The organism is Rubrivirga litoralis (genome assembly GCF_031846415.1).
In the GTDB taxonomy this organism is placed as follows: domain Bacteria; phylum Bacteroidota; class Rhodothermia; order Rhodothermales; family Rubricoccaceae; genus Rubrivirga; species Rubrivirga litoralis.
On sequence record NZ_JAVRHT010000019.1, the window covers coordinates 50,733 to 74,385 of the forward strand.

Annotated in this window: 26 protein-coding genes; 12 read left to right on the plus strand and 14 right to left on the minus strand. The window is 70.2% G+C overall.

Annotated elements, in window-relative coordinates:
- Position 1: 1 nt before the first annotated feature.
- The 7 genes from RM540_RS09420 to RM540_RS09450 all read left to right on the plus strand — a co-directional run bounded on the left by RM540_RS09420 (position 2) and on the right by RM540_RS09450 (position 5,906).
- On the plus strand, positions 2-916 hold the full coding sequence (locus RM540_RS09420; protein ID WP_311663436.1) for a lipase family protein: 915 nt from the start codon (positions 2-4) through the stop codon (positions 914-916).
- A gap of 3 nt (positions 917-919) precedes the next feature.
- On the plus strand, positions 920-2,551 hold the full coding sequence (locus tag RM540_RS09425) for a serine protease (RefSeq protein ID WP_311663438.1): 1,632 nt from the start codon (positions 920-922) through the stop codon (positions 2,549-2,551).
- Between the two features lie 229 nt (positions 2,552-2,780).
- On the plus strand, positions 2,781-2,942 hold the full coding sequence (locus RM540_RS09430; RefSeq protein ID WP_311663440.1) for a hypothetical protein: 162 nt from the start codon (positions 2,781-2,783) through the stop codon (positions 2,940-2,942).
- 9 nt (positions 2,943-2,951) lie between these two features.
- On the plus strand, positions 2,952-3,584 hold the full coding sequence (locus tag RM540_RS09435) for a hypothetical protein (protein WP_311663442.1): 633 nt from the start codon (positions 2,952-2,954) through the stop codon (positions 3,582-3,584).
- A gap of 80 nt (positions 3,585-3,664) precedes the next feature.
- Positions 3,665-4,057 carry a TIR domain-containing protein gene (locus RM540_RS09440; RefSeq protein WP_311663444.1) on the plus strand — a complete coding sequence of 131 codons (393 nt, stop codon included), beginning with the start codon at positions 3,665-3,667 and terminating at the stop codon, positions 4,055-4,057.
- Positions 4,054-4,587 (plus strand): hypothetical protein, encoded by a 534-nt coding sequence (locus RM540_RS09445; protein WP_311663446.1) that lies wholly within the window; start codon positions 4,054-4,056, stop codon positions 4,585-4,587. Before RM540_RS09440 ends, RM540_RS09445 begins: the two co-directional genes overlap by 4 nt.
- The gene (locus RM540_RS09450) at positions 4,584-5,906 is read left to right on the plus strand and encodes a tetratricopeptide repeat protein (RefSeq protein ID WP_311663448.1); all 1,323 of its coding nucleotides are present in this window, start codon (positions 4,584-4,586) and stop codon (positions 5,904-5,906) included. Before RM540_RS09445 ends, RM540_RS09450 begins: the two co-directional genes overlap by 4 nt.
- Before the next feature lie 97 nt (positions 5,907-6,003).
- On the opposite strand, the gene RM540_RS09455 is transcribed toward RM540_RS09450, so the two are convergent.
- Complete coding sequence (locus RM540_RS09455) at positions 6,004-7,020, minus strand: tyrosine-type recombinase/integrase (protein ID WP_311663450.1); 1,017 nt, start codon at positions 7,018-7,020, stop codon at positions 6,004-6,006.
- Positions 7,021-7,182: 162 nt separating this feature from the next.
- Between RM540_RS09455 and RM540_RS09460 the strand changes: the two genes are divergently transcribed.
- The 3 genes from RM540_RS09460 (at position 7,183) to RM540_RS09470 (ending at position 8,351) form a co-directional block, all read left to right on the plus strand.
- The gene (locus tag RM540_RS09460) at positions 7,183-7,467 is read left to right on the plus strand and encodes an AbrB/MazE/SpoVT family DNA-binding domain-containing protein (protein ID WP_311663452.1); all 285 of its coding nucleotides are present in this window, start codon (positions 7,183-7,185) and stop codon (positions 7,465-7,467) included.
- Positions 7,457-7,921 (plus strand): type II toxin-antitoxin system VapC family toxin, encoded by a 465-nt coding sequence (locus RM540_RS09465; protein WP_311663454.1) that lies wholly within the window; start codon positions 7,457-7,459, stop codon positions 7,919-7,921. The genes RM540_RS09460 and RM540_RS09465 overlap by 11 nt, the downstream gene beginning before the upstream one ends.
- Positions 7,922-8,102: 181 nt before the next feature.
- Positions 8,103-8,351 carry a hypothetical protein gene (locus RM540_RS09470; protein WP_311663456.1) on the plus strand — a complete coding sequence of 83 codons (249 nt, stop codon included), beginning with the start codon at positions 8,103-8,105 and terminating at the stop codon, positions 8,349-8,351.
- 195 nt (positions 8,352-8,546) lie between these two features.
- Here RM540_RS09470 and RM540_RS09475 read toward each other — a convergent pair whose 3' ends face one another.
- From RM540_RS09475 to RM540_RS16405, 4 genes are all read right to left on the minus strand, one after another.
- The gene (locus RM540_RS09475) at positions 8,547-8,981 is read right to left on the minus strand and encodes a PIN domain-containing protein (protein WP_311663458.1); all 435 of its coding nucleotides are present in this window, start codon (positions 8,979-8,981) and stop codon (positions 8,547-8,549) included.
- 11 nt (positions 8,982-8,992) lie between these two features.
- A complete protein-coding gene (locus RM540_RS09480) occupies positions 8,993-9,376 on the minus strand; it encodes an AbrB/MazE/SpoVT family DNA-binding domain-containing protein (protein ID WP_432280809.1) in 384 nt (127 codons plus the stop codon).
- Between the two features lie 76 nt (positions 9,377-9,452).
- Complete coding sequence (locus RM540_RS09485; protein ID WP_311663462.1) at positions 9,453-10,754, minus strand: replication initiation protein; 1,302 nt, start codon at positions 10,752-10,754, stop codon at positions 9,453-9,455.
- 515 nt (positions 10,755-11,269) lie between these two features.
- Complete coding sequence (locus RM540_RS16405; RefSeq protein ID WP_349256314.1) at positions 11,270-11,884, minus strand: M23 family metallopeptidase; 615 nt, start codon at positions 11,882-11,884, stop codon at positions 11,270-11,272.
- A gap of 615 nt (positions 11,885-12,499) precedes the next feature.
- Here RM540_RS16405 and RM540_RS09490 point away from each other — a divergent pair.
- Positions 12,500-12,931: a plasmid mobilization protein gene (locus RM540_RS09490; protein ID WP_311663464.1), complete on the plus strand. Its 432-nt coding sequence runs from the start codon at positions 12,500-12,502 to the stop codon at positions 12,929-12,931.
- A complete protein-coding gene (locus RM540_RS09495; RefSeq protein WP_311663467.1) occupies positions 12,928-14,739 on the plus strand; it encodes a relaxase/mobilization nuclease domain-containing protein in 1,812 nt (603 codons plus the stop codon). Before RM540_RS09490 ends, RM540_RS09495 begins: the two co-directional genes overlap by 4 nt.
- Positions 14,740-14,925: 186 nt before the next feature.
- On the opposite strand, the gene RM540_RS09500 is transcribed toward RM540_RS09495, so the two are convergent.
- The 9 genes from RM540_RS09500 to RM540_RS09540 form a co-directional block, all read right to left on the minus strand.
- Entirely contained in the window at positions 14,926-16,743 is a 1,818-nt protein-coding gene (locus tag RM540_RS09500) for a type IV secretory system conjugative DNA transfer family protein (RefSeq protein ID WP_311663469.1), read from the minus strand.
- 86 nt (positions 16,744-16,829) lie between these two features.
- The gene (locus tag RM540_RS09505; RefSeq protein ID WP_311663472.1) at positions 16,830-18,416 is read right to left on the minus strand and encodes a TraB/TrbI/VirB10 family type IV secretion system protein; all 1,587 of its coding nucleotides are present in this window, start codon (positions 18,414-18,416) and stop codon (positions 16,830-16,832) included.
- A gap of 28 nt (positions 18,417-18,444) precedes the next feature.
- Positions 18,445-19,521, minus strand: a complete 1,077-nt coding sequence (locus tag RM540_RS09510) for a TrbG/VirB9 family P-type conjugative transfer protein (RefSeq protein ID WP_311663474.1) — start codon at positions 19,519-19,521, stop codon at positions 18,445-18,447.
- A complete protein-coding gene (locus RM540_RS09515) occupies positions 19,518-20,420 on the minus strand; it encodes a VirB8/TrbF family protein (RefSeq protein ID WP_311663476.1) in 903 nt (300 codons plus the stop codon). Before RM540_RS09515 ends, RM540_RS09510 begins: the two co-directional genes overlap by 4 nt.
- Positions 20,421-20,455: 35 nt before the next feature.
- On the minus strand, positions 20,456-21,304 hold the full coding sequence (locus RM540_RS09520) for a type IV secretion system protein (protein WP_311663478.1): 849 nt from the start codon (positions 21,302-21,304) through the stop codon (positions 20,456-20,458).
- Positions 21,305-21,496: 192 nt separating this feature from the next.
- Positions 21,497-22,219, minus strand: a complete 723-nt coding sequence (locus tag RM540_RS09525; protein WP_311663480.1) for a type IV secretion system protein — start codon at positions 22,217-22,219, stop codon at positions 21,497-21,499.
- Between the two features lie 182 nt (positions 22,220-22,401).
- On the minus strand, positions 22,402-22,854 hold the full coding sequence (locus RM540_RS09530) for an RES family NAD+ phosphorylase (protein WP_311663482.1): 453 nt from the start codon (positions 22,852-22,854) through the stop codon (positions 22,402-22,404).
- 5 nt (positions 22,855-22,859) lie between these two features.
- On the minus strand, positions 22,860-23,291 hold the full coding sequence (locus RM540_RS09535) for an Xre family toxin-antitoxin system antitoxin (protein WP_311663484.1): 432 nt from the start codon (positions 23,289-23,291) through the stop codon (positions 22,860-22,862).
- A gap of 84 nt (positions 23,292-23,375) precedes the next feature.
- The coding region (locus tag RM540_RS09540; protein WP_311663486.1) for a hypothetical protein at positions 23,376-23,653 on the minus strand (278 nt) is incomplete at its 5' end.

A 23,653-nucleotide genomic window follows, 5' to 3' on the forward strand; every position in this document is an offset into this window, starting at 1 on the left:
GATGCCTCACGTCACGTTCATCCATGGCATCGCCAACAAACCGCCCGCTGGGGCCCTCCACGACCTCTGGCTCCGGGGCCTTTCGCTCGGCGGGCTCAACCTCCCCGGCCAGGGAGTCACCTCAACGATGGTCTACTGGGCCGACGTCCTCCACGCCGCCCCGCGCGACCCGTTCGCGCCCACCGATGAATCGCTCTCGGAGACGGAGTTGGGCGAGGGGACCCACGGCCCAGAGATCCCACACGAGTTCGACTCGGCCGAGGAGCGCGCGTTCGTCGAGGGGCTGGCCGCCAAGCTGGCGCTCGCCGACGACGAGGACGCCCCAGCATTCGTCCCCGCCGACCCGGCGCTGGAGCGCATCCCCATCCCTTGGCTCCTCAAACAGCGGATGATGCGAGTGCTCCTTCGCGACGCCCACCACTACCTCTTTGACGCTGAGCACGAGCCGCGCCCCGGCACCCGCTACCGTGTCCAGACCGAGATCCGCCGCCGGACCCTCGACGCCCTCCAAAGTGCCCCGGCCTCCGGCCCCCACGTCGTCGTCGCCCACAGCCTCGGCTCCGTCATCGCCTACGACGTCCTCCAGCGCGTCGCCGACGCCCCGGCCATTGACGCGCTCCTCACGCTCGGTAGCCCGCTCGGCATCGACGAGGTCCAAGACCGACTCCAGCCCGGGTGGACCCGCGCCGACGGGTTCCCCACCCGCACCGTCCGCACGCGCTGGGTCAACGTGTTCGACCCGATCGACCTCGTCTGCCTCCTCGACCCCCGCCTCTCCAACGACTTCCGCCGCGACGGGGCCGCCGTGGTCGAGGACCTCTCCGTCACGAATGCCGGGTCGTGGCGTCACAGCTACGAGAAGTACGCGGGCCAACCAGCGCTCACGGCCCGCCTCGCCGACCTCCTCCGGGACTGACCCGTGGACACGCACGCCCCGCTCACGCTCGACGGCCGCGTCGCCGATGCCCACGTCGCCCGCCTCGACGTCGCCATCGAGGCCCTTGACCGCCCGGCGGCCTACGACCTCGCCGCCGCGCTGGCGGACGCCGTCCGCTCCGCCCCGGCGCTCCACCCGAGCCCCGGACTCGGCCCCGTCCTCCGGGGCCTCCGGCGGCTCCGCCTCTTCGACGCCATGCGAGACCTCGCAGAGGCGACCATCGAGGCCACCCCCGATCTCCCCGAGGCCCGCCGCCAGTACGGCCAGGCGCTCATCGAGGCCGGGGAGCTGACGGCCGCGCTCAGCGTCCTCCAGGCCCTCGCCGTCGACACTGCCCGGTCCCACCCTGACGAGCACGCGCAGGCCCAGGGTCTCATCGGCCGCGTCCACAAACAAGCGTACCTCGCCGCCCCCGACCCCACGCTTCCCCGGTACCAGGACCGGCTCCGACAGTCCGTCGGCGCCTACTTCGGCATCTACCAGCAGGCCCCCCAGCAGCACCAATGGCAGGGCGTCAACGCCCTCGCCCTGCTCTGCCGGGCCAACCGTGACGCGGTGGCGGTCGAGGGCTACCCAGACCGGGCGGCCCTCGCCGCCGACCTCCTCGACGCCGCGCTCTCGTCTGATCCGACCGCCCCGTGGGACCTCGCCACGGCGATGGAGGCGGCCGTCGGGCTTGGCGACCTCGACCGAGCGCTCGGCCTCGCCTACCGCTACGTCCGGCACCCCGCCACCGACGCCTTCATGCTCGCGGGCACGCTCCGCCAGATGATCGAGGTCTGGGACCTCGACCGCGACGACGGCGGACCCCGACAGGAAATCGTCGACCTCCTCCGCGCCCACCTCCTCGACATGGAGCGCGGCGGGCTCCAGATCTCCCCGGCCGAGACCCAGGAGGGCGCCCACGCCCCCGACGCCGAGGACCGCCGCCTCGAAGCGGTCCTCGGCCGCGACGCCTACGTCACCATCGAGTGGTACCGCCGGGGCCTCACGACCGCCCAGGCCGTCGCCAAGGTCCGGGTCGGCACCGACCCGCTCGGGACCGGCTTCCTTATGTGGAGCGACGCCCTCGGCCTCCCCGCCCCCCGCCGCCCCGTCCTCGTCACCAACAACCACGTCCTCTCCGAGCGCACGGCGGTCGCCCACTCCGCCTCGCCCGACTACGCCGAGGTCGTCTTCGAGGCGGCTCCCGACGGCCGCTTCGCGACGGGCGTCGAACACGTCGCCTTCGAGGACCCGCCCTCGCCCGGACTCGACGTTTCCATTGCGGTCCTCCATGACCTCCCTCCCGGCGTCGAACCCCTCCGGCCTGCCATCACCGTCCCCCTCAACGACCCCGCCGCCGTCCGCCTCTACTCCATCGGCCACCCGCGCGGGGGCGGGCTCGCCTTCTCTATCCAGGACAACCTCCTCCTCGACGTTCGCGCGCCCGTCCTCCACTACCGCACGCCGACAGATAAGGGGAGCTCAGGGAGCCCCGTCCTCAATCACGACTGGACCGTCGTCGGCATCCACCGCGCGGGCGGGCGGCTCCGCCGCCTCACTGGCGACGGCCACTACCCGGCCAACGAGGGGGTGCTCATCCAGGCCGTCGCAGGACTGATCGCGGCGTGACGAATCTCCCCTGACGGCCTCGACGCTCCCGTCCACCGCGGGGCAGCGGAGGCCCCATGATGGGCACGGAGCACCGGGCACGTCGTTTGCCAAGCGTCCCGTAGGTCCCACCCCTCTCCGCAGACTGCGCAGGAGCTCACCTCCTCACGCAGAGGCAAGAAAACAATACACCCCGTAAGAACGTCTTACACCACCCGTATACTCGGACTCACACTCTCCGCTCCTCACCATGCCCGCCACCGCCCTCCAGTCCGCCACCGCCGTGAAGCGGTCGTACTCGACCGGGACGGTCTCGCGCTCAAAGGTCCGGAAGGCCGTCAAGAAGGTGCTCGCCGACGAGTCCCGCCAGCGGCGCGACGGGGTGGCCCCCCAGCTCCACCCGAAAAAGTAGAGGCGGCCGGTGCCCGTCGCCCAGTACGACCAGGACGTCTTCGTCAACTGCCCGTTCGACGACGAGTACCGAGACCTCTTCGACGCCATCGTCTTCGCCGTCCATGATTGCGGCTTCCGCGCCCGGTGCGCCCTCGAAGCCGACGACGGCACCCAGGTCCGCTTCGAGAAGATCGTCGGCATCATCCAGGGCTGCCGCTACGGGGTCCACGACCTCTCGCGGACCGAGCTCGACGTCGAGCACGGGCTGCCCCGGTTCAACATGCCGCTCGAGCTCGGGCTGTTTCTCGGAGCGTCCCGCTTCGGGGGGCGCCGACAGAAGCAGAAAAACGCCCTCATCCTGGACACGGAGGAGCATCGGTACCAGCGGTTCATTTCGGACATCTCGGGCCAGGACGTCCACGGCCACGGGGGCTCCGTCGCCGAAGCCGTCGAGACGGTTCGGGACTGGCTGCGGAGCGCGCTCGTCGCGAGGGGGGAGAAGGGCGTCCGGATGCGCGGGGGCGAGAAGGTCTACGAGCGGTACCGGCGCTTCCTCACGGACCTCCCCGCCATCTGCGAAGAGCTCGAACTCAACCCGGCCAAGCTCCCCTACAACGACTACACCACGATCGTCGTCGAGTGGATCTTGGAGAACCGCTAGAAGTATATGTGTGAAGGTATGACGGAGAGGTGTCAGCCTCCTCGCCCTAAGTTGAGCCGCTCTCACCTTCTCTACACGTCATGGCCAACGTTAGCTTCTTCAGCTTCACCATTCCCGACCACGGCGTCGTCGCGACGATCAAAGGGAAGGCCGTGAACCCCAACTATTCCGGGCTCAGCTTCCGCGTCAAGGATCTGCTGAAGCGCTGGAAAACGGAAGACGAGGGGCGAATCAGACAGGCGATCACGCAGGCCATGCAAGGGACGTCGCGGACCATCGTGTTCGTCGGGGAGAGCACGTACAAGAGCAACTGGGTCGCCGAGGAGGTAGAGAAGACGCTCGCGAACGGGAAGAAGCTCTTCGCTGTCCGTCTCAACGGCACGGCCGGACCCAAGCCAAAGGCTCTGACAGACAAAGGGATCGCGCTCCACGCTTGGAGCGAAGCCACGCTCCAGAGCCTCGCGACCCAGTGAGCACCACGGTCCTCCTCGCCGGCCGCCGGCCGGACCCTCCAGATTCCGACGCACGTCGGTTCCCCATAGAGAACGTCCTCCTCGTCCGCGAGCGGCTCCGCGACCTGTTCGCCGAGCGCCAGCCAGACCATCTCGTGTGCTCGGCCGCGTGCGGGGCCGACCTCCTCGCCCTTGATATTGCCGGAGACCTCGATATCCGTCGTCACGTCGTCCTCCCATTCTCCATCGCCACGTTCCGGGAGATGTCAGTGACCGACCGGCCCGGGCATTGGGGTCCGCTCTTCGACCGGCTCGTGTCGGAGGTCGAAGCCAGGGCTGACTTGACCATCCTCAACGAAAGCCCTGGCGACGACGCGGCCTACGCGGCTACAAACGACCAGCTACAATCCGTCGCCGAGGCGCTCGGTCTCGACATCTTGGCCGTGGCCGTTTGGGACGGCGAGCCACGTGGAGACGGCGATCTCACCCGGCACTTGATCCACACGTCCGCCGCGTCCGGGGCCGATGTCGTGGAGGTGCCGACGCTATGACGGGATCGTCTGGCCCCGCCCTCTACGAGCAGCTCTGCTTCGTCGCGATGCCCTTCGGGGTGAAAGACGTTGGTGGCCAACCGGTCGACTTCGACCGGCTCTACGACGCCGTGTTCGAACCTGCGCTCTCTGGGGTCTCCCTCCCGGAGGGCGGTCGGCTCGTCCCCCACCGGGCCGACAGGGACTTCTACGCTGGCGTGATCGACGAGGACATGTACCGATACCTCGAGTACTCGCGGTTCGTACTCGCCGACATCTCGGGCCAGAACCCGAACGTGTTCTACGAACTCGGCGTCCGCCACAGGTCCCGAGAGTCGGGGACGGCCATCTTCCAGCAGATCGGCGATCCCATTCCGTTCGACGTAAGCCACGTCCGCGTCTTCCCATACACACAGGGGTCGGACGCCGCCGATGCCGAGGCTCGCTCGCTCATCGAACGTGTCGTCACCGAATCCCTCCGGCGGAACCGCCTCGACAGTCCCGTGGCCGCCGCGCTCCGGGCGCAGCGAGAGGGGCAGGGCGCCGACAGACTTCTCGACCGGGCGCTCATGGAGGCCGAGAACGCGATTCGCGCTGAGGACCGGCCCCGCGCTGTGCAGGCGTACCGTCGGGCGATCAGGCTGGACCCCGAGAACTTTACCCTCCACCTCGAGGCGGGCATTCTCCTCCGAGACACTGGCGACTGGCCCGGCGCGGTTGAGGCCCAACGCGAGGCCGTCCGGATCGAGCCCGAGGCCGCCGCCGCCTGGCGGGAGCTCGGAGTGGCGCTAAACAAGCTGCACGCCCGCTCGGACGACGAGCCGCGGACCGGGGAGGCTGAGCTACGGCGCGCCGTCGAACTCGACCCCCACGACTCCGACGCATGGGCGTCCTTGGGCGGCGTCCTGAAGAGGAAGCCGGACTATGAGGGGGCGCTCGACTCGTACGAGCGGGCCGTCGCCGAGTCCGGGGGAGCCTCGTACCCCCTCCTTAATGCGATGAAGGTCCGCGCGGCCATTTCTGGCAAGCTTGACCTGTCCGACGCTGACCGCATCCGCCTCCGGCGGGTTCAGCGTCGCCGAGCACGGCAGGCAGAGCAGGACCCACCGTACGACGCCCCCTGGTCATTCTTCGACCTAGCAGAGGTTCTCCTCTACCTGGACGACCCAAATGGCTTCCTGCGATATCTAGATGAGGGCGTCCTCCACTCCGCTCACGGGTGGCAGCCGGGGACGTTCGCGGATAGCCTCCAGATCGTCTCGTTGGATGGTCCTAAGGGCGAGGCGCTGGCGCAGGGAGTCCTCCGTCTCCGATCTGCGGCGGCAGCGCTCTCGGTGTGAGGGCATACCATCGGTCGCGGGCAGACGGATAGGAGAAGGGCCGCAGTCCAGTACCACCCGTCCGATCTCCTCAGGCCGGGGGCAGAACCGTGGGACCCTATACTCCGAGGTATCGAGCGGAGGAGTCGTCGGGCCGGGCGTGGGCGTACCTCGACGTCGTCTGCAAGCTCGCGTGGCCCAACGTCTGCTGCACCAGATGCGGCGGGGCACCCCGGTCGAGCGCGTGGCTCGCGTGGGCGTGGCGGAAGAAGTGAGGCGAGACGGCGTCCGGCAATCCGGCCCTCTTGGCCAGGTGCTTCACGACGCGCCACAGCTGCTGCCGGGTCAACGGTCGCGGCTCGCCATCTGCTCCCGCCTTCCGCGAGCGGAGCACGGGGTGCCCGCCCTCCGCATGGCCGCCAATCATCTCCCGCTGGCGGTGGCCGTCGAGGACCGTCCAGGTGTCGGCGGACAGCAACACGCGCCGCGTCTTGCCGCCCTTCCCGTAGAGGGTCACCTGCCCCGTCGGGCGTCCCCGCTCCAGGCTCCGCTCCACGCAGTCGCGCCAGCGGAGCCCGGCCAACTCCGAGACCCGCCCGCCGCTCGCGTAGAAGAGCCGGAGTGCCAGCGCGTTGCGTCGCTGGACGAACGACCCGCCCTCGGCCGTGGCGTCGGCGACCGCCAGCACGCGGTGGACGGCGGCCTCGGGCAAGATCCGCTCGGCGAGGGTGTCCTTCTGCTTCGGCAGGGCGACCGCCGCGCCGACGTTATAGATGAGGTACCCGAGCCGGTGCCCGAACGAGAGCAGGCTCTTCACGGCCGAGAGCTTCCGCGACCGCGTCGAGGCCGCGAGCCCCGCGCGTAAGAGCGCGTCGGACCACGCCTGCAAGTGATCTAGCGTCAGCCGCTGCAATGGCACGTCGGCGAAGTCGACGAAGGCGCAGACGTCGCGCTCGTAGGCGTCCCGCGTGTTGGCGCTCTTGCCGTGGAGCCAGAGTCGGACAAGGTGCTTGTCGTCGTCGGCCTGTGATACCGGCGGAGCCATAACCGACTGGCGGACGGCGACCGCCAGCGGCTCAACACGCTGGATTGCTGTTATTGCGATTTCACTCACTCCGATCTCGCTCTCTCCCACGGGTCCAAGGGGCTGGTGTCGCCAGTAACATAAGACCCCTTATGTCACGTTCGGAGAGGCGAGTTCAGAAACCCTCCGAGCGTCGTCGGCCCCAACAGATATCACAGTCAGCCCGACGCTTGACGTACATTCTCCCTCCTGACTAACAAACAACCGCCCGACATGCCATCAACCCGAATCGGCCGTCGAGGCCAGATCACCGTCCCAAAGGCCGTCCGTCAGTCGATGGGCCTGGCCGTAGGCGACCACGTCGCGTTCGTCGAGCGCGGCGGCGACGTCGTCCTCCGGCCCGTCCGCCAGTCGCTCCGCGACCTCCGCGGCTCGGTCCCCGTCGACGGCCCCCAAGACTTCGACGCCGTCCGCGATGCCGCGCGACGCGCTCGGTCGGAGCGCCTGACCCAGGACGTCGGCTCCGCGAACACCGGCGACGAGACCGATGCCGACTGACCGTCCGCCCGCGCCGGGGAGTCCGAGGAGCGGCGAGGCCCGCGGCCCGCTCTTCGTCGACACCAACGTCTTCCTCCGCTACCTCACCAACGACGTGCCGGAGCAGGCCGACCGCGTCGAGGCCTTGCTCGACCGGGCCGAGGTCGGCGAGGTCCGCCTCGTCACCTCCGTGCTCGTCGTCGCCGAAGTCGTCTGGACGCTCGGGTCGTTCTATGACCGGACCAAACCCCAGGTCCGCGACGCTGTCCTGGTGATCTGCCACACGCCGGGGCTCGACGTCGAGGACGCCGACGGGCTCGTCCAGGCCGCCGAGTGGCACGCGGAGAAGAACGTCGACTTCGCCGACGCCTACCACGCTACCTGGGCACTCGCTCGGGGGCTCACCGACGTCCGGACGTTCAACCTCAAGCACTTCCGGCGGTTCGACGGGCTCGACGCCCGAGAGCCGTCGTGACGACCGCCGTGCCCGCAGGGTCCTCGCAGACTACGCCCGAGAGGTTGGCGTCAAGGTCCTCAGTCTGAAGGCGTCGACCTACACGACGACGACCGAGCCGTCCGCAGGGCCTTCCCCAACGACTGCGCCCACCGGTCGAACGCCGTCAACCCATGCGTTCAAGAGCCTGTCTTCCTACTCCATGTCCGACGACCTCCTCGTCCGCTTGCTCCAACTCCAGCACCGCAACGGCGTGGCCCTCGACGCCGTCGAGCGGCTGTTCGAGAGCGCGGACTTTCTCCACCTCGACATCCTGTCGGTCGTCCTCGACGCCCTCGGAGCCCCGCCGGAAACGGTCGAGGAGAGCTACTGCGACCGCTTCGCCGAGGTCGTAGTCGAAGGCACAGACCGAGAGTGCCGAGCGTTTCTGGACTGGGTGCGGGCGAGGTAGGGGCGTCCGCCTCACCCGTCTCAGTCCCGCTGCTGCGGGCAGCATAACTCCTCGGTGAGCTCGCCCTCTTGCTTGACGGGGAGGAACTCAGTTAGTACCGGTTCAATAACGGAAAATACTTGGCGGGAAAGAGCCAGCTCAGCCTCCCCAGACATCGGCGGAATCCTTCTGGAGATGGTTAGCTTGCAATAATGGCTACTGCCCACCTCGAAGGCCCGCCCGAGCCACGAGCCGTCGGACCCGTTGGACGAGCACGCCTGGCGTGACGACATCAACGTCGGGGTGACCGGGCCGGAAGTCCTTCTCGTTGAACGTGACCAACACCGGGCACCGCTCGCGGACGGCAGCGACCAGGATGGGCAGGTCCTTCGGGTGCGCCCGACCGTCCATCGCCCGGACCTCGCCGGGCTCCGGGTCCGGTACGACCCGGACGCAAGCGCCGACGAGTTGCCCGAGGGCCTCGACCGCGGCCGGGACCTTGACGGCCAGGTTCCGCTTGGCCTCCGTGACGACTTGGACGCTCGCAACCCCCTCGAGCACTGTGAGCTCAGAAAGCCTGAGCACGACGCCGCTCGCCGACTGGCTGGACGACGAGGCAGCCCCCGCGAACAGCACGTCGGCGTCAACCATTACGCGAAGCATCAGGCCTCGCTCGAGCTAGAGGTCGACCCGGTGTCAGAGTCGGGCACAGACAGGCCGTCGACGAAGTCGTCCCCGTACCGCTCGCGGACGTACCGCTCGCGCTCGCCGCGGAGGCTCTCTAGGAGCTCCTCGGTGGTGTACCCGGCCTCGAGCCGGAGCCGCTCGATCTCGGCCGCGAGCTCCGGCACAACCGACGCCCGGGGGCTCAGCACGAACACGCCGTCGAGGTCGAGGACGTCGAGGACATCGCCGACGCCCAGGCCGTACCGCTCGCGGAGCGGTTTCGGGAGCGTCACCACGCCCCGGTCTCGGACCTGCACGGCCGTCCCAACCCGACGTTTGGGTCTCTTCCTGGCGGTGGCTCGGTCTCGAATCGTGGACATATGGGCGTCGGCAGATTTTCTGCACGCCAGTATACGACGGCTCCTTTCAAGCGGGTCCTCTGCTACCGAGCCAAGCCTACCGCTCCCGCATCACGTCCCGACGCGCCACCTGGAGCACGGACCGGACGGCGATCCCGAGATCGCCCGTGGTCCCCGACTCGACGGCTCCCTCGACCTCGCGCCACCAGCCGCTCCCGGACTCCCGGAGCAGAGCGACCGCCTCGGCGTCGAGCACCGCTCGGTCGTCGTCCGAGAGCGCGGCCACGGCGACGTCGAGCTGGCGGTCCTGGGCGTCCCCTTCTTCACCCCCCTGGCGCAAGACGGCGGCGGCGGGAGACGGGAACAGGGCCTGCTGTGCGGCCGCAGCTTTCTCAGCTGCCTTCCGCTGCGCCGCCGTCCGCTTTCGGTTCGCTGCACGTCCGCTCCGCTCGTAGTCACCACGGACGGCGGCGACCGTGTACGCAGCGAGGTTTTTGATGTCGCCGCCCGAGGCCAGCTTGTCCTCGACGAACGAAAGGTTTCGGGACACCCGCTCGGCAGCGAACTCCGCCGTGAGGTCGGCGGCCTGTGCTTCCGTCAGTCCGAACTCGGCGAGACGGCCCCGAACCTCGGCCCCCGGGTCCGGCGCCGCAGTATCCGCCTCCTCAGCGACAGGTTCGATCACGACCTCCAGCGCGGTCTCGTCGAGGGTCGGGCCGCGCTCGACCGAGAACCGGATCGCGGCGACCCGCCGCTTCTCTCGCTTCGTCTCCATCGCGATGCGGATGTCGCTGTGCTCGTTGACCTGCTTGATCGACGGCGTGAGCACCTTCGACCGGAACCGCTTGTACTCGGGGTACTGACCGTCGCCGACGCCCAGCAGCCCACGCCAGTCGTCGAGCCTGATCCACCCGGTGGTCCCCACGTTCAGGAAGCGGAGGCAGTTCTCGTAGAGCGCGAGCGCCGAGCCGGAGCTGAACCGGGTTTGGACAGCGAGGTTGACCCGAGCGTAGATCTGGGGGTTGTAGAGCAGTTCGCGGAGCGGAGCTGGGTAGGCGTAGCGGCACACGCCGCCCTTGATGCGGGCCGAGGCCAGGAACGACCCGACCCCCCACTCCCGCTGGCCCGACGGGTCCAGCAGGTTCCAGGTGATCTTGAGATCGACCAGCGCTTCGAGCGTTCGCTTGAGCGTCTCGTGGTCGTTCGAGTCGTACCCGATCGCGGCGGCGAGCTCGGAGACGCGGACGGTGTGCTCCTTGACCGAGTCGTCCGGCAGTTCCTCGTAGGCGTTGAGCAAGAGCGCGTTGGCCGCCTTCCGCTGCAACAGCAAGAGCGCCCCTTTGACGTGGATCGCCCCGACGTGCTTCTTGACCTCGACGTTGTTTCCGGCGATGAGCATGCCGAGGGGGCTACGGGCGGGGACCCGTGGGGGGGATGGTGGGGAGGCTAACAACGCCCCCACGCTCCCGCAACCGGCCTCGACATCGCGCTCCGACTGCTCGACAGCGCCTCTCGGCGTCAAAACCTGCCTACGCTGGCCATTCGCAGCGTTCCCATCCTGTAAACGGGGACCTTTCGAGGTCGTCGTCGCTGCTGACTCATCCTGTAAATGGGGACCTTTCGTCCTGTAAGTGGGGACCTTTGCAGCCTCCTGGTCCAATAATCGGCCAACAGGCTCTGGAAAGGACGATTTCGTCCCTGCCGCCCGATGACTCCCCGCCCGTCCTGTAAACGGGGACCTTTCATCCTGTAAGTGGGGACCTTTCATCCCGTAGACGGGGACCTTTCGTCCTGTAAGTGGGGACCTTTGAGGCTGCATCGTGTTGGGGCGCAACGAGATGCGCCAGCTAAACGTATTAAACTCTTCTAAACGTTCTAAACGACGACGAGGGCCGTCGTTCTTTTTGAAAGGGGTCAAGGGATGCCTCGCTGGGCCAATCGTCGCCGACTCTGGACATCGACGCGAGACCGCTGCTCTCTCCTCACCCGACTAGCTGGCGCTCGATTTGGAGAAGATCCTCGCAGCCAAACCGCCAGCGCGACGGACCTCGGATCGACAGCCAAACCGCCAGATCGGACTTCGTAGTGGACGTGGGGACCCGTCGAGATGCCCGCTCCTGCTCCCACTCCCCCGCTGAAACCGATGATGGCACCACGACGGACACCGAGGCCTGCTCGGAGGCCAGCAGGCAACGAGCTGAGGTGCGCGTAGAGCGTCGAGGTGGAGAGAGAGCCCGAGATCCGGTGTCCTACCTCGACGGCTAGACCGTACCCGCCGCGACGGCCGACCGAGAGCACACGACCCCGCGCCGTCGCTACGACGGGAGTGCCAACGGGCACGGCGAGGTCCACGCCCCGATGAGGACGGACCTGTCCCGTCACCGGGTGGATCCGTGTCCCGAACGGGGACGAGACGGGACCCCTGACGGGGAACCCCAACGGGACCCTCCCCCTACGTCGAGGACCCAGCCGTCGGCGCCTCTGGCGTCGAGCTGGGGCAGCGTCGGTGGTGTCGGAAGGAGGCGCCATCCGATGGCTCTCTCCATCAACGCCGTATAGAATCGCGCGCGTCTCGGATACCCCGGCCCGGCCGACCGCGTCCGCTACACCGGCGAACGCCTGGCGGACCGAAGCCCCGCTGGCGTCGCCCACTGGCGAGCGGCCGACCTCCGAGATCAGGGCCAGACCGGTGAGTGCGACCACGCCCCCGACACGAACGGCGCGCTCCGCAGACGTGCGCCGCGCCCAGAGTTGACGGGCCGCGACTCGTGCCACGACGAAGAGGCTCGGCCACGGCGACTTCGCGAGCGCTCGGAGTGTATCCCACAGCCCCGCAGATCTCGCTACGGAGGTGATGACGGGAGGAGTATCGGACGAGGTAGGAGTCACGAGGAACGGCTGGGTGCAAGGAGCACAAGCGCGAAACCCGACCCCGACCGGACACGCCCAGACCCCCGCTGTCCGGTGCAGCCCCGGAACGGCGCTCTCTCCACACCGAAGGGCCACCCAAAACGACGGGCAAGTAGTGTTTTCCTGTGCAGGAAAACGTCCCGGCCCGCCGCCGGTCCTCTCCACCTCTCAGGCATTCGCGGTCGGCTCTCCCCTCCGGGTCGGTCCGACGCTCATGCTGACGACGCCCCACCGATGACGCCCTCCCTTCCCGACTCCGACCGTCCCGAGGGCGCGTCGGAACCGCCCGTCGAGGAAGGGGCTCGCCGCCCGAACCGGCGGGGCGGACGACCGAAGAAGACCGAGGCCACAGGCCGTGCCTCCCGCGTTCATGTGCTGCTGACGGTGGCCGAGAAGGCGCGCGTTCGGGAGGCCGCTCTTCGGGGCGGGCTGTCCATCTCCGAGTACGTTCGGCGGCGGACGCTGGGCCGCCCGGTCACGTCGCGCGTGGACGCCGACGCCGAGCGCCAGCTCCGCCGGATCGGTGTCAACCTGAACCAACTCGCCCGCGTGGCGAACGCGGCCGGACAGGTCGAGCGTGGCACAGATCTCGACGCGCTGGTCGCCGAGATCCGCCGCGCCATCGGCGTACTCCAAGGCGGAGGCTCGTCGCCGGGCGAGCCGTGATCGGGGCCGCGAGCACGGGCGCCAGCTTCCGCGCGCTCGGCACCTACCTCGTCGGCGACGAGGGCCGGGTGGGATGGGTCGAGACCCGCAACACGCTGGCCTCGGACCCCCACGCCGTCGTGGCCGAGATGGAGCGCGACGTGGCGCTCTCCCGGAGCCGGGTCGAGAAGCCGGTCTACCACCTCGCCCTGTCGTTCGACCCGACCGACGCCCCGACGCGGGACGAGCTTCGGGGTGCCATCGACCGGACGCTCCGGGACCTCGGACTGGGCGACCACCCCGCCTTGGTCGTCGCCCACACCGACACGGACCATCCCCACGTCCACGCGATGGTCAGTCGGGTCGGGGCCGACGGGAAGGCGTGGTCCACGTCGTTCTCGAACCGGCGGCTCCGGGCGTCTGTCGAGGCACAGGAGCGCGAACTCGGCGTCCGGTGGACGGGCCGGAATGCTGACCTCGCCCGGACTCCGGCTGCGGAGAGGGAGCCGGGGTTTGCCGCGCGCGTTCGGTCTCTCTCGCTCGCGGATCTCCAACAGACCACGAGTTGGCGCGACCTCGACGCCCGGCTGGCGGTCCACGGGCTCCGCGTCGAGCGTCGCGGCCGGGGCGCCGTCGTAACTGATGGGACGCGAGAGGCCAAGCTCTCTTCGGTGTCACGGAGCGTGAGCCGACCGAAGCTGGAAGCCCGACTCGGCCCTCTCCGAGCACACGAGCAGGGGCGAGAGGTACCTGCGCCCCGACCTCCCGAGAAGACAAGCGCGTCGCGGTCGCTCGCCTCATCGCGCAGGCAACCAGGAAAGGCGCTCAGACCGTCCAGGTCGGCGCTCAGAGTCGGGAAGGGAGTCGTTCGGTCCATCGACCTCGACGGGGGCCAGAGCGGCGACGAGCGGCTCGCGGGAGCGCCGAAGACCGTAGCGTCTCGTGCCATGCGGCGCGCGGGACGCCGAGCCGCGAAGCGCGTCGTGTCCGAGACCGCGAAGACTCTCACGCAGCGCACGCTCGCTCGGCGCGCTGCGCACCGCGACCTCCGGCCTGGCGGCAGGATTGATAGGCTCGTGGCTCTCGTCGCCGAGCGCGTCCGCCTCGGTCGCTTGACCCACCAACGGGCCGCCGTGCTCGGGGTGGGGACGAGGGAGAAAGAGCGAGCCGTCGCAGAGGTGGCTGGCCTCCGCGACCGATCCGAGAGGGCTGGACAGGCTTTCACTCAGGCGCTCGGCTCCGTCTATCGTGACCCAGCCGCTGCCGCACACGCCTTCGCGCAATCCTCTGTGAGGGAAGGGGTGCAGGCCGCCACGCAGAGGCTGTCATCATCGCCGGAATCGTTCGGGCAGCTTCGCACCTCGAAGCCGCGAGGTCTCGCAGGAGTGCTTCGGTCATCGTCGGACGATGCGGCCCGAGCGGCGGCGCCAGCGGCGTCCAGAGCGGGTGCTGCGTATCTCCAATCGAATGCGGCCTACGTCGCCGGAAGCGGACCGTCCGGTGCTCCTACGGGTCAAGCGTCGGACTTGGCCACGGCCGTCGCGCGTCGTGAGTCTCGCATCCGGACCCGCTTGTCGGGGAAGCCTGGGCGGGGAACGATGGGACGGCTCGACGCCCGGATCGCTCGGGCCTTCCGCCAGGTCGGGAGCGTTCCCGGTTCGAGGTCCAACACGACACTCGGTCCGTTGCCCAACTCCAAGGTCAAGCCCATCGCGAAGACGCGCCAGGCGGCGCGGGTGGGACGGGCGACCAGCGTTCGGCTCGGGACGGTCGGCCTCGGTGTGGCGGCAACTGCGGCCAGATCGCTCGTCCGCGGGCTCGGGCGCTAATAGGCGAGTGCCCTCTTCCTCTACGGCCGCGCCGTCAGGAGCACTACCGAGCGCACTGGTCGAAAATCCCGATCAGCGCGAGCACGAGGACACCGAGGCTGAACGGGCGGGGGGCGTACCGGTACCAGCGCATGGAGCCGGAGGAAGGGAACGGCCAACGTAGCCGGACCCACCGCCAGCGGCGCGTCACCCGGCCCGCTGACGGAACGCGCGGTCGGCGTAGAACGCGACCCGGCGCGCCAAGACGGGCTGCTGCCCCCGGACCAGCAAGAGCTGGTCGCCCGCGTCCAAGCGCCGCAGTTCGTCGGGCGTCGCCAGCGGGCGGCCCGTCTCGCGCGAGCCGACGTTGGACGACCGCGACGTCCGCTTCCCCCGGCTCCGCCCGGACCCCGTCGAGCGGTCGAAGACGGTCGCGGTCCCCGCCATCTTCGAGAGGTACTCGGCCGTGAACTGGTCCGTCGTCCCGAAGGCCTGGACCACGTCGGCGTTGGCGACGAACGTCTCCCAGTCCTTCGGGTAGAGCCGCCGGAGTTGGCCGAGGTCCTGCAAGAAGGGCCACACCTGGACGCCGTACCCGGCCATGAGCGAGACGGCCCGGCGGACGGGTGGCATCGGGCCGAGCTGGGCGAACTCGTCCAGCAGGAACAGCGCGCGCCCCGACGCGGGCGGGGCGCCGCCTGCGAGCGGGCCGAGCCGGGCGACGGCCGCGAGCGCCGTCGCGACCGAGAGCCGGAGCCAGCGCGAGAACGCATCGAGCCGGTCGGGCGGGAGCAGGAGGTAGACCGAGAGCCGCCCGCCCCGGAGGTCTGCCGGGTCGAACGTCGAGCGGGCCAGCACAGTCGCCATCCGGGGCGAGTCGAGAAAGTGCGTGTGGCTCTGCGCCGATGACACGACGCCGGACCGCTCGCGGTCGGCCTTCTGCAAAAGCCGGTTCGCCGTACGGCGCACGACCGGGTCGCCGGAGCCCGCCATCGAGCCCAGGAGCGCCTCGAAGTCGTCGGGCGCCGCCGTCAGGTGCTCGCGGACAGTCAAGAGCGAGCGGCGGTCGCCCGGCTCGGTCCGGGCGACGTAGAGGATGACGCCCGACAGCAGCGCCTTGGCCTCGTCGGTCCAGAACCGGTTGCCTCCGTCGTCGCCATCGACGACGAGCATCTCGGCGATCAGAGCCGCGTCGTCGGGTGCGTCCGGGGAGCCTCCCAGTCCACCCGCGCCGATGAGGTCGAGGGGGTCGAGCCCGCCGCGCTGGACGCTCCCCGGTCCGTGCTCGCCTTCCAACAGGCCAGCGGGCGCGAGCCCGAACGGGTCGAGCGCGACGACGCGGTGCCCCAGGGTCTCGGCCCGCCAGCGCGCGGTGATCGCCAGGTTCTCGCCCTTCGGGTCCGTCACCAGGACGGGGCCGGGGTGGTCGAGGAGGTTCGGGACGACGGCGCCGACGCCCTTTCCGGCTCGCGTCGGGGCGACGGTCAGGACGTGGCCCGGCCCGTCGTAACGCAGAAGCGGACCCGCCTTGGTCCCCCCTCCCCTCTTTTGCCGTCCCAGGACGAGCCCGCCCTCGGACCGGAGAGAGGCCCCGTCGTCCCACGCGGCCGTCCCGTGGCTCCCAGAGGCCCGGAGCGGACCGGGCGACGTGAGCGCGGCGACGAGCCCGAGCGCGACGAGACCGCCCAGAGAAGCCGCGAGGACGGCGACCTGAACGTCGGGCGAGTCGGCGCCAGAGGCTCTCACGGCCTGCGCCATCCACCGGGCACCTGCGTCGGGGCCGTAGACCGGGCCGAGCCCGACCGGCGTGGCGACCAGCGCGCCGAGAGCGAGCGCAGCGGCCCCCGCACGTCGCCCCGACACCGCCAATCCGAGCATCGCCAGCACGGCGATCGCCAGCGCCACGCGGACGGTGACCAGTGTCACGCCCTCCGCTGCCCAGACTGGCGGACCCAGCGCGGGGTGGAAGCCCGCCCGCCACGCGAGCGCAGCGGCGGCGTAGAGCCCCCCGACGACCACCGGCACGACGACGAGGGCGATGAGCGCCAGCGGAGACCGGCGCGACGCGCCTGCGACGGCGGACGCTCCCGGACTGGCGACGGCGCCCACCGCTACCGCGCCGCCGGGACGCGGGCGCGGGAGAACCGCCCGACGTCGCCCCGCTGGCGGTATGGGGCTGCGAAGGCGAGGTCGCGGGCGAGGAACACGTAGAACCGGAAGCCCGGACGGATCGTGACCGTCGGCTGCACGTCGAGGTCGCGGCGGATCACCTCGGTCGCCACGCGGGACAGCTCAATGGCGATCTGACGCGCCGCCGTCTGTTGCGGACTCTCGCTGCCGAAGGCACCTCCGTCCGACGGCGCCGCCAGTTCCACCCCCGCTCCGACGGCAGCCAGCATCACGGCCGAGCCGAAGAGTCGGCCCGTGTGCCGGTCCACCCGGTCGCGGAGCCCGGCCTGGCCCTGGAGGTCCTGCGTCGGGAGGCCAGGTAGCGACACGCTCCGCCCGTCTGGGAAAAGGAGCCGGGTCCAGGCCACGAGCGCCCGGTTCTGACCGTAGGCCACCTGGTCGTCGTACTCGCCGATGAGGCGGGAGCCCGCCGGGATCAGCACGTCGCGCTGGGTGCGGCTGTCGTAGACGTTGCGCGTCACCTGGGCCACGACGGCGCCGGGCAGCTCGGAGCTGATCCCGGTCACGAGCGCGGCCGGGACGACGGTCCCCGCGCTCAGCACCAAGCTGTGCTGGGGCCGCTCGGCCTGGACGGCGTAGGCTGTCGGGCCGAGCGCCGAGGTCCGCTCGCGGAACGCTTGGCGCGAACCCGCCCCCGGACGGATAGAGGTGTCGCCGGACTGCGCGGGCGGGGGAACGTCCACGACGACCGGCCCGCTGACGGTGTTCGTGACCGGGCCGGTGGGTGGAGGCGCTGTGCTCGTCGACGGTGGGGCAAGCGCCGCCGCGATCGCTTGCAGCTCGTAGATCTCCTGCTCGGCCTCGGGGCTCAGGCCCTCGGGCATCTCCGGCCGGCCGTCTTGCGGGCGGACCGGCGCGCCCGTGCCGACCAGGAGCGGCGAGCCGATGGCGCGCTGGAACGAGGCCTCCAGCGGGTCCGTGTCGCGCCCCGAGCGCCGGGACGGCGCCGGAGTCCGGCCGACCCCTCCGCTCGCGCTGACGGGGGCGGGAGTGGGCCGTGTGGCAGCGTAGTCGGTCGAGGGCGATCCAGCGTAAGGCTCCGCGACCCCGTATGCGTAGGGATCGGCATATCCGTACGGATCGGCAAGGGCGTCGCCGTAGACCGGCGGCTCGGCTTCGAGCGAGCCCGCCCCGTCGTCCGTCTGCCGCTCGATGAACTCGGGCGCGGCCGTCGTCGGGCGGGGCGCGTCGGGACCCGGCCCCGCGTCGTCGCCTCCGGAGAACAGGACAAGCAGGAGCAGCACCGAGGCGCCCGCGATCAGGAGGCCCGCCAGCACGACGCGGCGGTCCACGCGGACGGGGACGTACCGCCCGTCGTCCAGCGGAGCTTGCGAAAGGTCCCCGTTTACAGGATGCCCGTTCGGCGGGAGGCCGACGAACTCATTTTGGTCGGAAGCGCCGAAGTCGTCCGCCGGGGCACTCGCGCCGGGCGGCTCGACGGTGAACGGGACACGGTCGTCGAGTGGGGCGTCGCCGCCAGCCGGGAGGGAGGGATCGTCGTGCGACATTGGAGCGGGAGCGTGGGTGGAACGGAGGTCAGTCGACGCGGAGGAGGCGAGCCGTCCGCTCGACCTGGCGGCGCCCGCCGAGGCCGAGGAAGCCCGTCCGCACGGTCGCCCCGAGCACCAGCTCAGCTTCGCGGACGGCCCGGTCGGTCACGTAGTAGCCGCCGCGGTAGGCGTAGTTGAACACCTCGCGGTCGCCGCCCGGCCCGATGGCGTAGAGGACCGGGACCTCGCCGCCGCGCACGGCTCGGCGGCTGAGCTTGACGTAGGCGTGGACGCCGTCGTCGAACACGCGCTCGACCGCCTCCACCAGCTCGGGGTCGCCCGTGACCTGGTAATCGAAGTGGAGGTCGTCGAGCGAGGCGGGCGCGTCGGCATCGAGGACGCCCACGGGGCTCGGGACGGGGGCCAGGCGTGCGACGCCGGGCTGGGCGTCGGCCGCCACGTCGTCGGGGTAGTAAAACCGAATGTGGCGGGCGTAGCGGGGCTGAGGGTTGACCTCGCCGTCCCCTCCCCTGCTCCGGGCACGCGATGGACGCGGGGCCGAGTCGAGCGTGACGTGGTAGACGCGGCGGTCGGTCGAGACCACGAGGTTCGTCGTCACGTCGTACGCCAGAGGCTTGACGACCACGAGCGGCGTCCGCCCGGCTGGTCCCGTGTGCGTCTGCTCGACGGCGAACCGCTCGGTGTCGCCCGCGACGACGCCCAGGACCACCTCGCCCGGTTGCAGCTCGACGACCGATGCCCGAAGCGGCGCGCAGGCCAGTACCGGCTGGCTGTGCCCGAACGGGACCACCATCACCGTCGACTGGCGGAGCACGCCCGCGCGGCCCGTCCGCTGGTACTCGCGGACGAGCTCGCCGAGCGCCTCCTCCATCTGGCCCGGCGTCACGACCACGGCCCCCTCGGTGAACCCGTCGCCGACGGGTTGGCCGCTCGGTGCGGTGGAGGCGTTCGCGTCAGCCTCCGAGAAGTCGACAACAGACGCCGCCTCGGGAGGTGTGTCGGGTGCCTCCTGTGCGAAGGCAGCGTGGGAGCAGAGAAGGCCGACGACGAGCGCGGCGAACAACCGCCAGCGGCGGAGCGGGGCGGAGTGTGAGGTGGTCATCGGAGGTCTGGGGTGGATGGAGGCGTGGTGTCGCCCGGCGCGCGGACGGTCTGGCGAGGACGGCGGACGGGGCGTTCGGTGGGCCGCTCGGGCTCCGCATCCGGCTCGTCGATATCGTCGTCTGGCTCGGAGCGGATGGTCTGACCGGCGAGCGGGCTCCACGACAAGTCAGTCACGAACACGCCGAGCGGGTTGCGCTCGATGCCTTCGGTTGTCGTGGGCGGGGCGAGCGTGACCGAGACGTAGCCCTCCCACGCTCGCTCCCGCTCGCCGCCCTGGGTCGAGGTGTCGGTCTCGTTCCACTGGACCCGGTACGTCCGGCCCGTCCCCTGGTCGGTGCCTGGCACCGGGAGCACGGCCGTCACCTCGACGGCCCGCCGGAAGTCCTTGCCCAACCGACGCGGGTCGTTCTGCGGATCGGAGAAGTAGCCTTCCAGGAAGTCGCGGGCGTCACCGGCGACGTGGGCGTAGGCCCGGTAGACGGCGTCGCGCTGGGCGACCGGGTCGGCGTAGACCGTCCGGATGTTGGAGACGAACGACGAGAGCGCGGCCACGACGACGCGGTCCTCGGCAATCGTCGCGGCGTCGGCAGGCGCGATGGCCTCGGCCCGCCCGACGCGGTCGACCTCGACGACGTAGGGGACGACCCGGCTCTGAGTTGCGAGTGCGACGAGCCCCGCGACCGCCAGCCCCAGGAGCACGAGCGAGAGCGCGGCCACCCACTGCCAGTTCCGCTTGCCCTTGGCGAGGTCGGAGAACTGGCGCGTGAACTCGTACCGGCCCCGGAGGACCTCCGGCGGCGTCGGGCGCTCGTGTGCCCAGCCGGGGAGCGCGCCGTTCGTGGGCGCGCCGTCGCCAGAGGCGTTCTTGGATCGAGCAGATCGAAACAGGCGGGGCATGGGTAGAGGTCTAGGGGGCTAGGCAGGTAGGTGGGCTAGACCGAGTTCAGTGCCTTCTCGAAGCCGACCGACAGGTCGCGCGTGAGCGAGGTCGAGACCTTGAACGGGACGTAGGTCACGAGCACGGTGAACGTCACCGCCCCGCCGAGCACGGCCATCATGGCGCCGAGGTCGTCGGGGTTGGCCTGGATGATGGGGAGCCACCCCTGGGCCACGTCGGTCCCGATGGCGACGAGCAGGAATAGGCAGAACAGCCGGATGCCCAGGTTGAAGACGTAGGCCACGAAGCGGTCGGCGAGGTTGGCCGTCCCTCGGAAGGCCGAGAACCCCAGGACGAGCGCGCCGACGGCGAGCGCGATGAACGACTCGACCAGAACCACCACGACGACGGCCGCGATGAGCGCGAACATGAGCAGTACCAAGAGCGCCGCCACGGCGACCAGTACGGCCGTCACCAGCACGCTCACTGAGACGTCGAGCAGGCCGACGCCGTCGAAGAACGCGGCCACCATCTCAACCGAGAGCTCGGTCCCGAGCCCCAGCACGTCGCTTGGGCTCACCGTCCCGGCCGTCACCGTCCCCCCTGCCGCGACGAACCCGTTGAGGACGGGCGGAAACCACACGTCGAACGAGGCGATGAGCGAGAACGCGAACGCGAGCCACGCCAGCTTGACGACGAGCCCCGTGAGGACGCGGTAGGGTCCGTCCTCGCGGAGCGTCCACAGGATCGCCGACAGCGCGATCTCGATGATCGCCAGAGTCCCGAACGTCCCGCGCGCGATGGCGAGGAGTCCGGGACGGGCCGCGTCGACCGCCGCGCGGAAGTCGTCGACGATCGTGTCGAGGACGGGCGGCGCCTGGGCGGACGCCTCCGTGCTCAACAAGGTGAGAGCAGCGAGGGCCGCGACGCCCGCCAGTCGGAGCCAACAGCCCGATCCCCCGACGGCCCAGGGCGCGTCGGAGGACGGGAGGCAACGGCAGACGCGAGAGCCCAACGACCGAGAGGTACACAGCGGAGTCATAGGGCGGCGCGTCGAGCGTCGTCACGAGGGAGCGCAAGCGGCTGGGTCTCCGGGTTAGAGGATCGGGCGCGATCCGTAGTCCCGGCCGCCGATGCGGCGGGCCGACGCCCGGCTCCGGGCGGCCACGTCACGAGCGACGGCCGTCGCGTAGGCGCGCTGGGCGGCCTGCGATGCCTCAGCGCGGGCCTGCTGGTCGACTTGGAGCATCGTCACCTGGCGCAGCAGCTGAGACTCCTGGACGCCGTAGGCCTGGACGGTCCCCTGGACCTCGGCGATCTGCTGGGCCGTGGTCGCTGAGCGGATCTGGGACTGGAAGCCCGTCAGGTCACGGCGAGCGGCTTGGAGCTGGACGGCGTGCTCACGCAGCGACCGCAGGGTCCCGAGCGAGCCGTCGAGCTGGTTGGACAGCCAGGTGTCGGTCGTGCTGCGCGTATCGGACACGTCGACGCCGGTGTAGACCCGGTAGAAGTCGGACGGGAGCGAGGCCGAGGAGTAGGCCACCTCAGCGCCCGAGACGAGCGTGGCGTCGACGGCGGCCATGAAGCCGGTCACGTCGCGGAGGTTGTAGCTCCGGAGCTTCTGGATGTTGTCGCGGAAGGCGCGGAGCTGGTCGCGCTGGGCGGTCAACTGGTTGACGATCTTCCGGCCGTTCCAGACGCTTTTGGCGATGTGGGCGGGGTCGATGACGGCCCACTGCGCCTTCGCCTCCTGGGCGGGCGCAACGGCAAGGACGAGGAGAGCGAGGGCGTAGACGGCCCGGCGGAGTGAGGTCGGCATGACGGCAAGGGTGTGAAGGGGGGCACCGTGCAGAGGCGCGATCTCAGTCCCTCACCGGACACGTCCGACCAGATCGGTTCGCGTCACCCTCGCTGTCGTCGCACGTAGTCGATTCCCACCTCCTCCACAGGGAGGCGGCGGACGATCCGTTTCGGAGACGCGACGCAAGAGCTACCGCCTCGCTACTCGCTGAACAGCCGGGCGTCGAACTCGAACGGCTCCTGCCCGACGACGCGGATCTCGGACGCGGGGTGGCGAGGGTTGAGGAGCAGGTTCCGCTCTTGGGGAACGACGACCGACGGGACGACGAGGACCGGGCCGCCGGAGGCCACCCACTCCTGGCCCAGCCGCACGGAGACGTCAGGGTCCTCCCAGTCGTCCGGCAGCGCATCTCCCTCGAACGCCGCAAACGCTGGCTCCGCGATCTCGTCGGGGACCTCGATCTGGAACGCCGTGAGGTCGTCGGGCAAGAGGTCGGGGTCGGCGTGGACCAGCGATTCCAACACGGCGAGCGACAGGTGCTCCGACGTGTACACGACGGGCGTCCCCGGCTCATTCCAGCGCCCGCCCCGCCGCCGCGCGCCCTCGCCGTCGAGGGCGGGGTAGACTGCCCGCGCGAGTCTCCAAACGGTCACAGCGCTCAGGCGTAAACACCGTAGGCCAAGCGGTCCAGGACGGCCTCGACCGTCCTCGCGCCCTGGTCGGTCGTGAGGAGGTCGAGCGGCTTCGCCCCGCCGAGCTCCCGGTTGGGCCGTCGTAGCCAGGCCCCCGCCTTGTCAGGGTTGCCCAGCGTCTCCTCGGCGAAAGCGACGGCCCGAGCGACACGGGCGACGCGGTCGGACTCGGCTGGGGTGAGCCGTCCGCCCTGCGTCCGTCGGTGACTAAGGGTCCGGCGCGGGACGACGAGCCGGTACAGCTCGGCCGCGTCGAGTGCCCCGCCCTCGACGAGCGCGTCGGCAGTCTCGACGGGGAGCCCGCCCTCGACGGCGCGAGCGAGGTCGAGCGGAGAGCGGATTGAGCGCCGTACGGCGCGGGCACCACCGAGCTGGCGGGCGACATCGGAAACGACCACGGCGAAAGGGGCAAGCTTGCCCAGAGTATAAGGCATGATTGCCCAAGGCGGATTGGGCGTCCGTACTGGACGCTCGCCGACTCCTTACGGGGTATGCGTCACCGCTGTCGGTGTGTGGAACGCGGACTCCAACCGGCTGGTCTGAACGCTCAATCCGCAGAGCCGGAGCCATTCAGCAGGCCATTCATCGCCTTCGGCTTCCGCCAGTCGCGCGGCCTCCCGGACCGTCTCGTCAGCCGAGCGGCCGGGGAGCGTGCCGAGGAACGCCATCTCGAGCGGCCCCAACGCGAGATCGAACGTCCGCGCCCCCGACGGCGAGCGGACGTAGTAATCCCGCTTCTTCTTGGCCCGAGCTAGGCGTG

Bases quoted from the DNA above. Each gene is read 5' to 3' on its own strand.
- RM540_RS09420 (WP_311663436.1), top strand. From the start codon at position 2: ATGCCTCACGTCACGTTCATCCATGGCATCGCCAACAAACCGCCCGCT.
- RM540_RS09430 (WP_311663440.1), top strand. From the start codon at position 2,781: ATGCCCGCCACCGCCCTCCAGTCCGCCACCGCCGTGAAGCGGTCGTAC.
- RM540_RS09440 (WP_311663444.1), top strand. From the start codon at position 3,665: ATGGCCAACGTTAGCTTCTTCAGCTTCACCATTCCCGACCACGGCGTC.
- RM540_RS09450 (WP_311663448.1), top strand. From the start codon at position 4,584: ATGACGGGATCGTCTGGCCCCGCCCTCTACGAGCAGCTCTGCTTCGTC.
- RM540_RS09460 (WP_311663452.1), top strand. From the start codon at position 7,183: ATGCCATCAACCCGAATCGGCCGTCGAGGCCAGATCACCGTCCCAAAG.
- RM540_RS09465 (WP_311663454.1), top strand. From the start codon at position 7,457: ATGCCGACTGACCGTCCGCCCGCGCCGGGGAGTCCGAGGAGCGGCGAG.
- RM540_RS09470 (WP_311663456.1), top strand. From the start codon at position 8,103: ATGTCCGACGACCTCCTCGTCCGCTTGCTCCAACTCCAGCACCGCAAC.
- RM540_RS09475 (WP_311663458.1), bottom strand. From the start codon at position 8,981: ATGGTTGACGCCGACGTGCTGTTCGCGGGGGCTGCCTCGTCGTCCAGC.
- RM540_RS09480 (WP_432280809.1), bottom strand. From the start codon at position 9,376: ATGTCCACGATTCGAGACCGAGCCACCGCCAGGAAGAGACCCAAACGT.
- RM540_RS09485 (WP_311663462.1), bottom strand. From the start codon at position 10,754: ATGCTCATCGCCGGAAACAACGTCGAGGTCAAGAAGCACGTCGGGGCG.
- RM540_RS16405 (WP_349256314.1), bottom strand. From the start codon at position 11,884: ATGGCGCCTCCTTCCGACACCACCGACGCTGCCCCAGCTCGACGCCAG.
- RM540_RS09490 (WP_311663464.1), top strand. From the start codon at position 12,500: ATGACGCCCTCCCTTCCCGACTCCGACCGTCCCGAGGGCGCGTCGGAA.
- RM540_RS09505 (WP_311663472.1), bottom strand. From the start codon at position 18,416: ATGTCGCACGACGATCCCTCCCTCCCGGCTGGCGGCGACGCCCCACTC.
- RM540_RS09510 (WP_311663474.1), bottom strand. From the start codon at position 19,521: ATGACCACCTCACACTCCGCCCCGCTCCGCCGCTGGCGGTTGTTCGCC.
- RM540_RS09515 (WP_311663476.1), bottom strand. From the start codon at position 20,420: ATGCCCCGCCTGTTTCGATCTGCTCGATCCAAGAACGCCTCTGGCGAC.
- RM540_RS09525 (WP_311663480.1), bottom strand. From the start codon at position 22,219: ATGCCGACCTCACTCCGCCGGGCCGTCTACGCCCTCGCTCTCCTCGTC.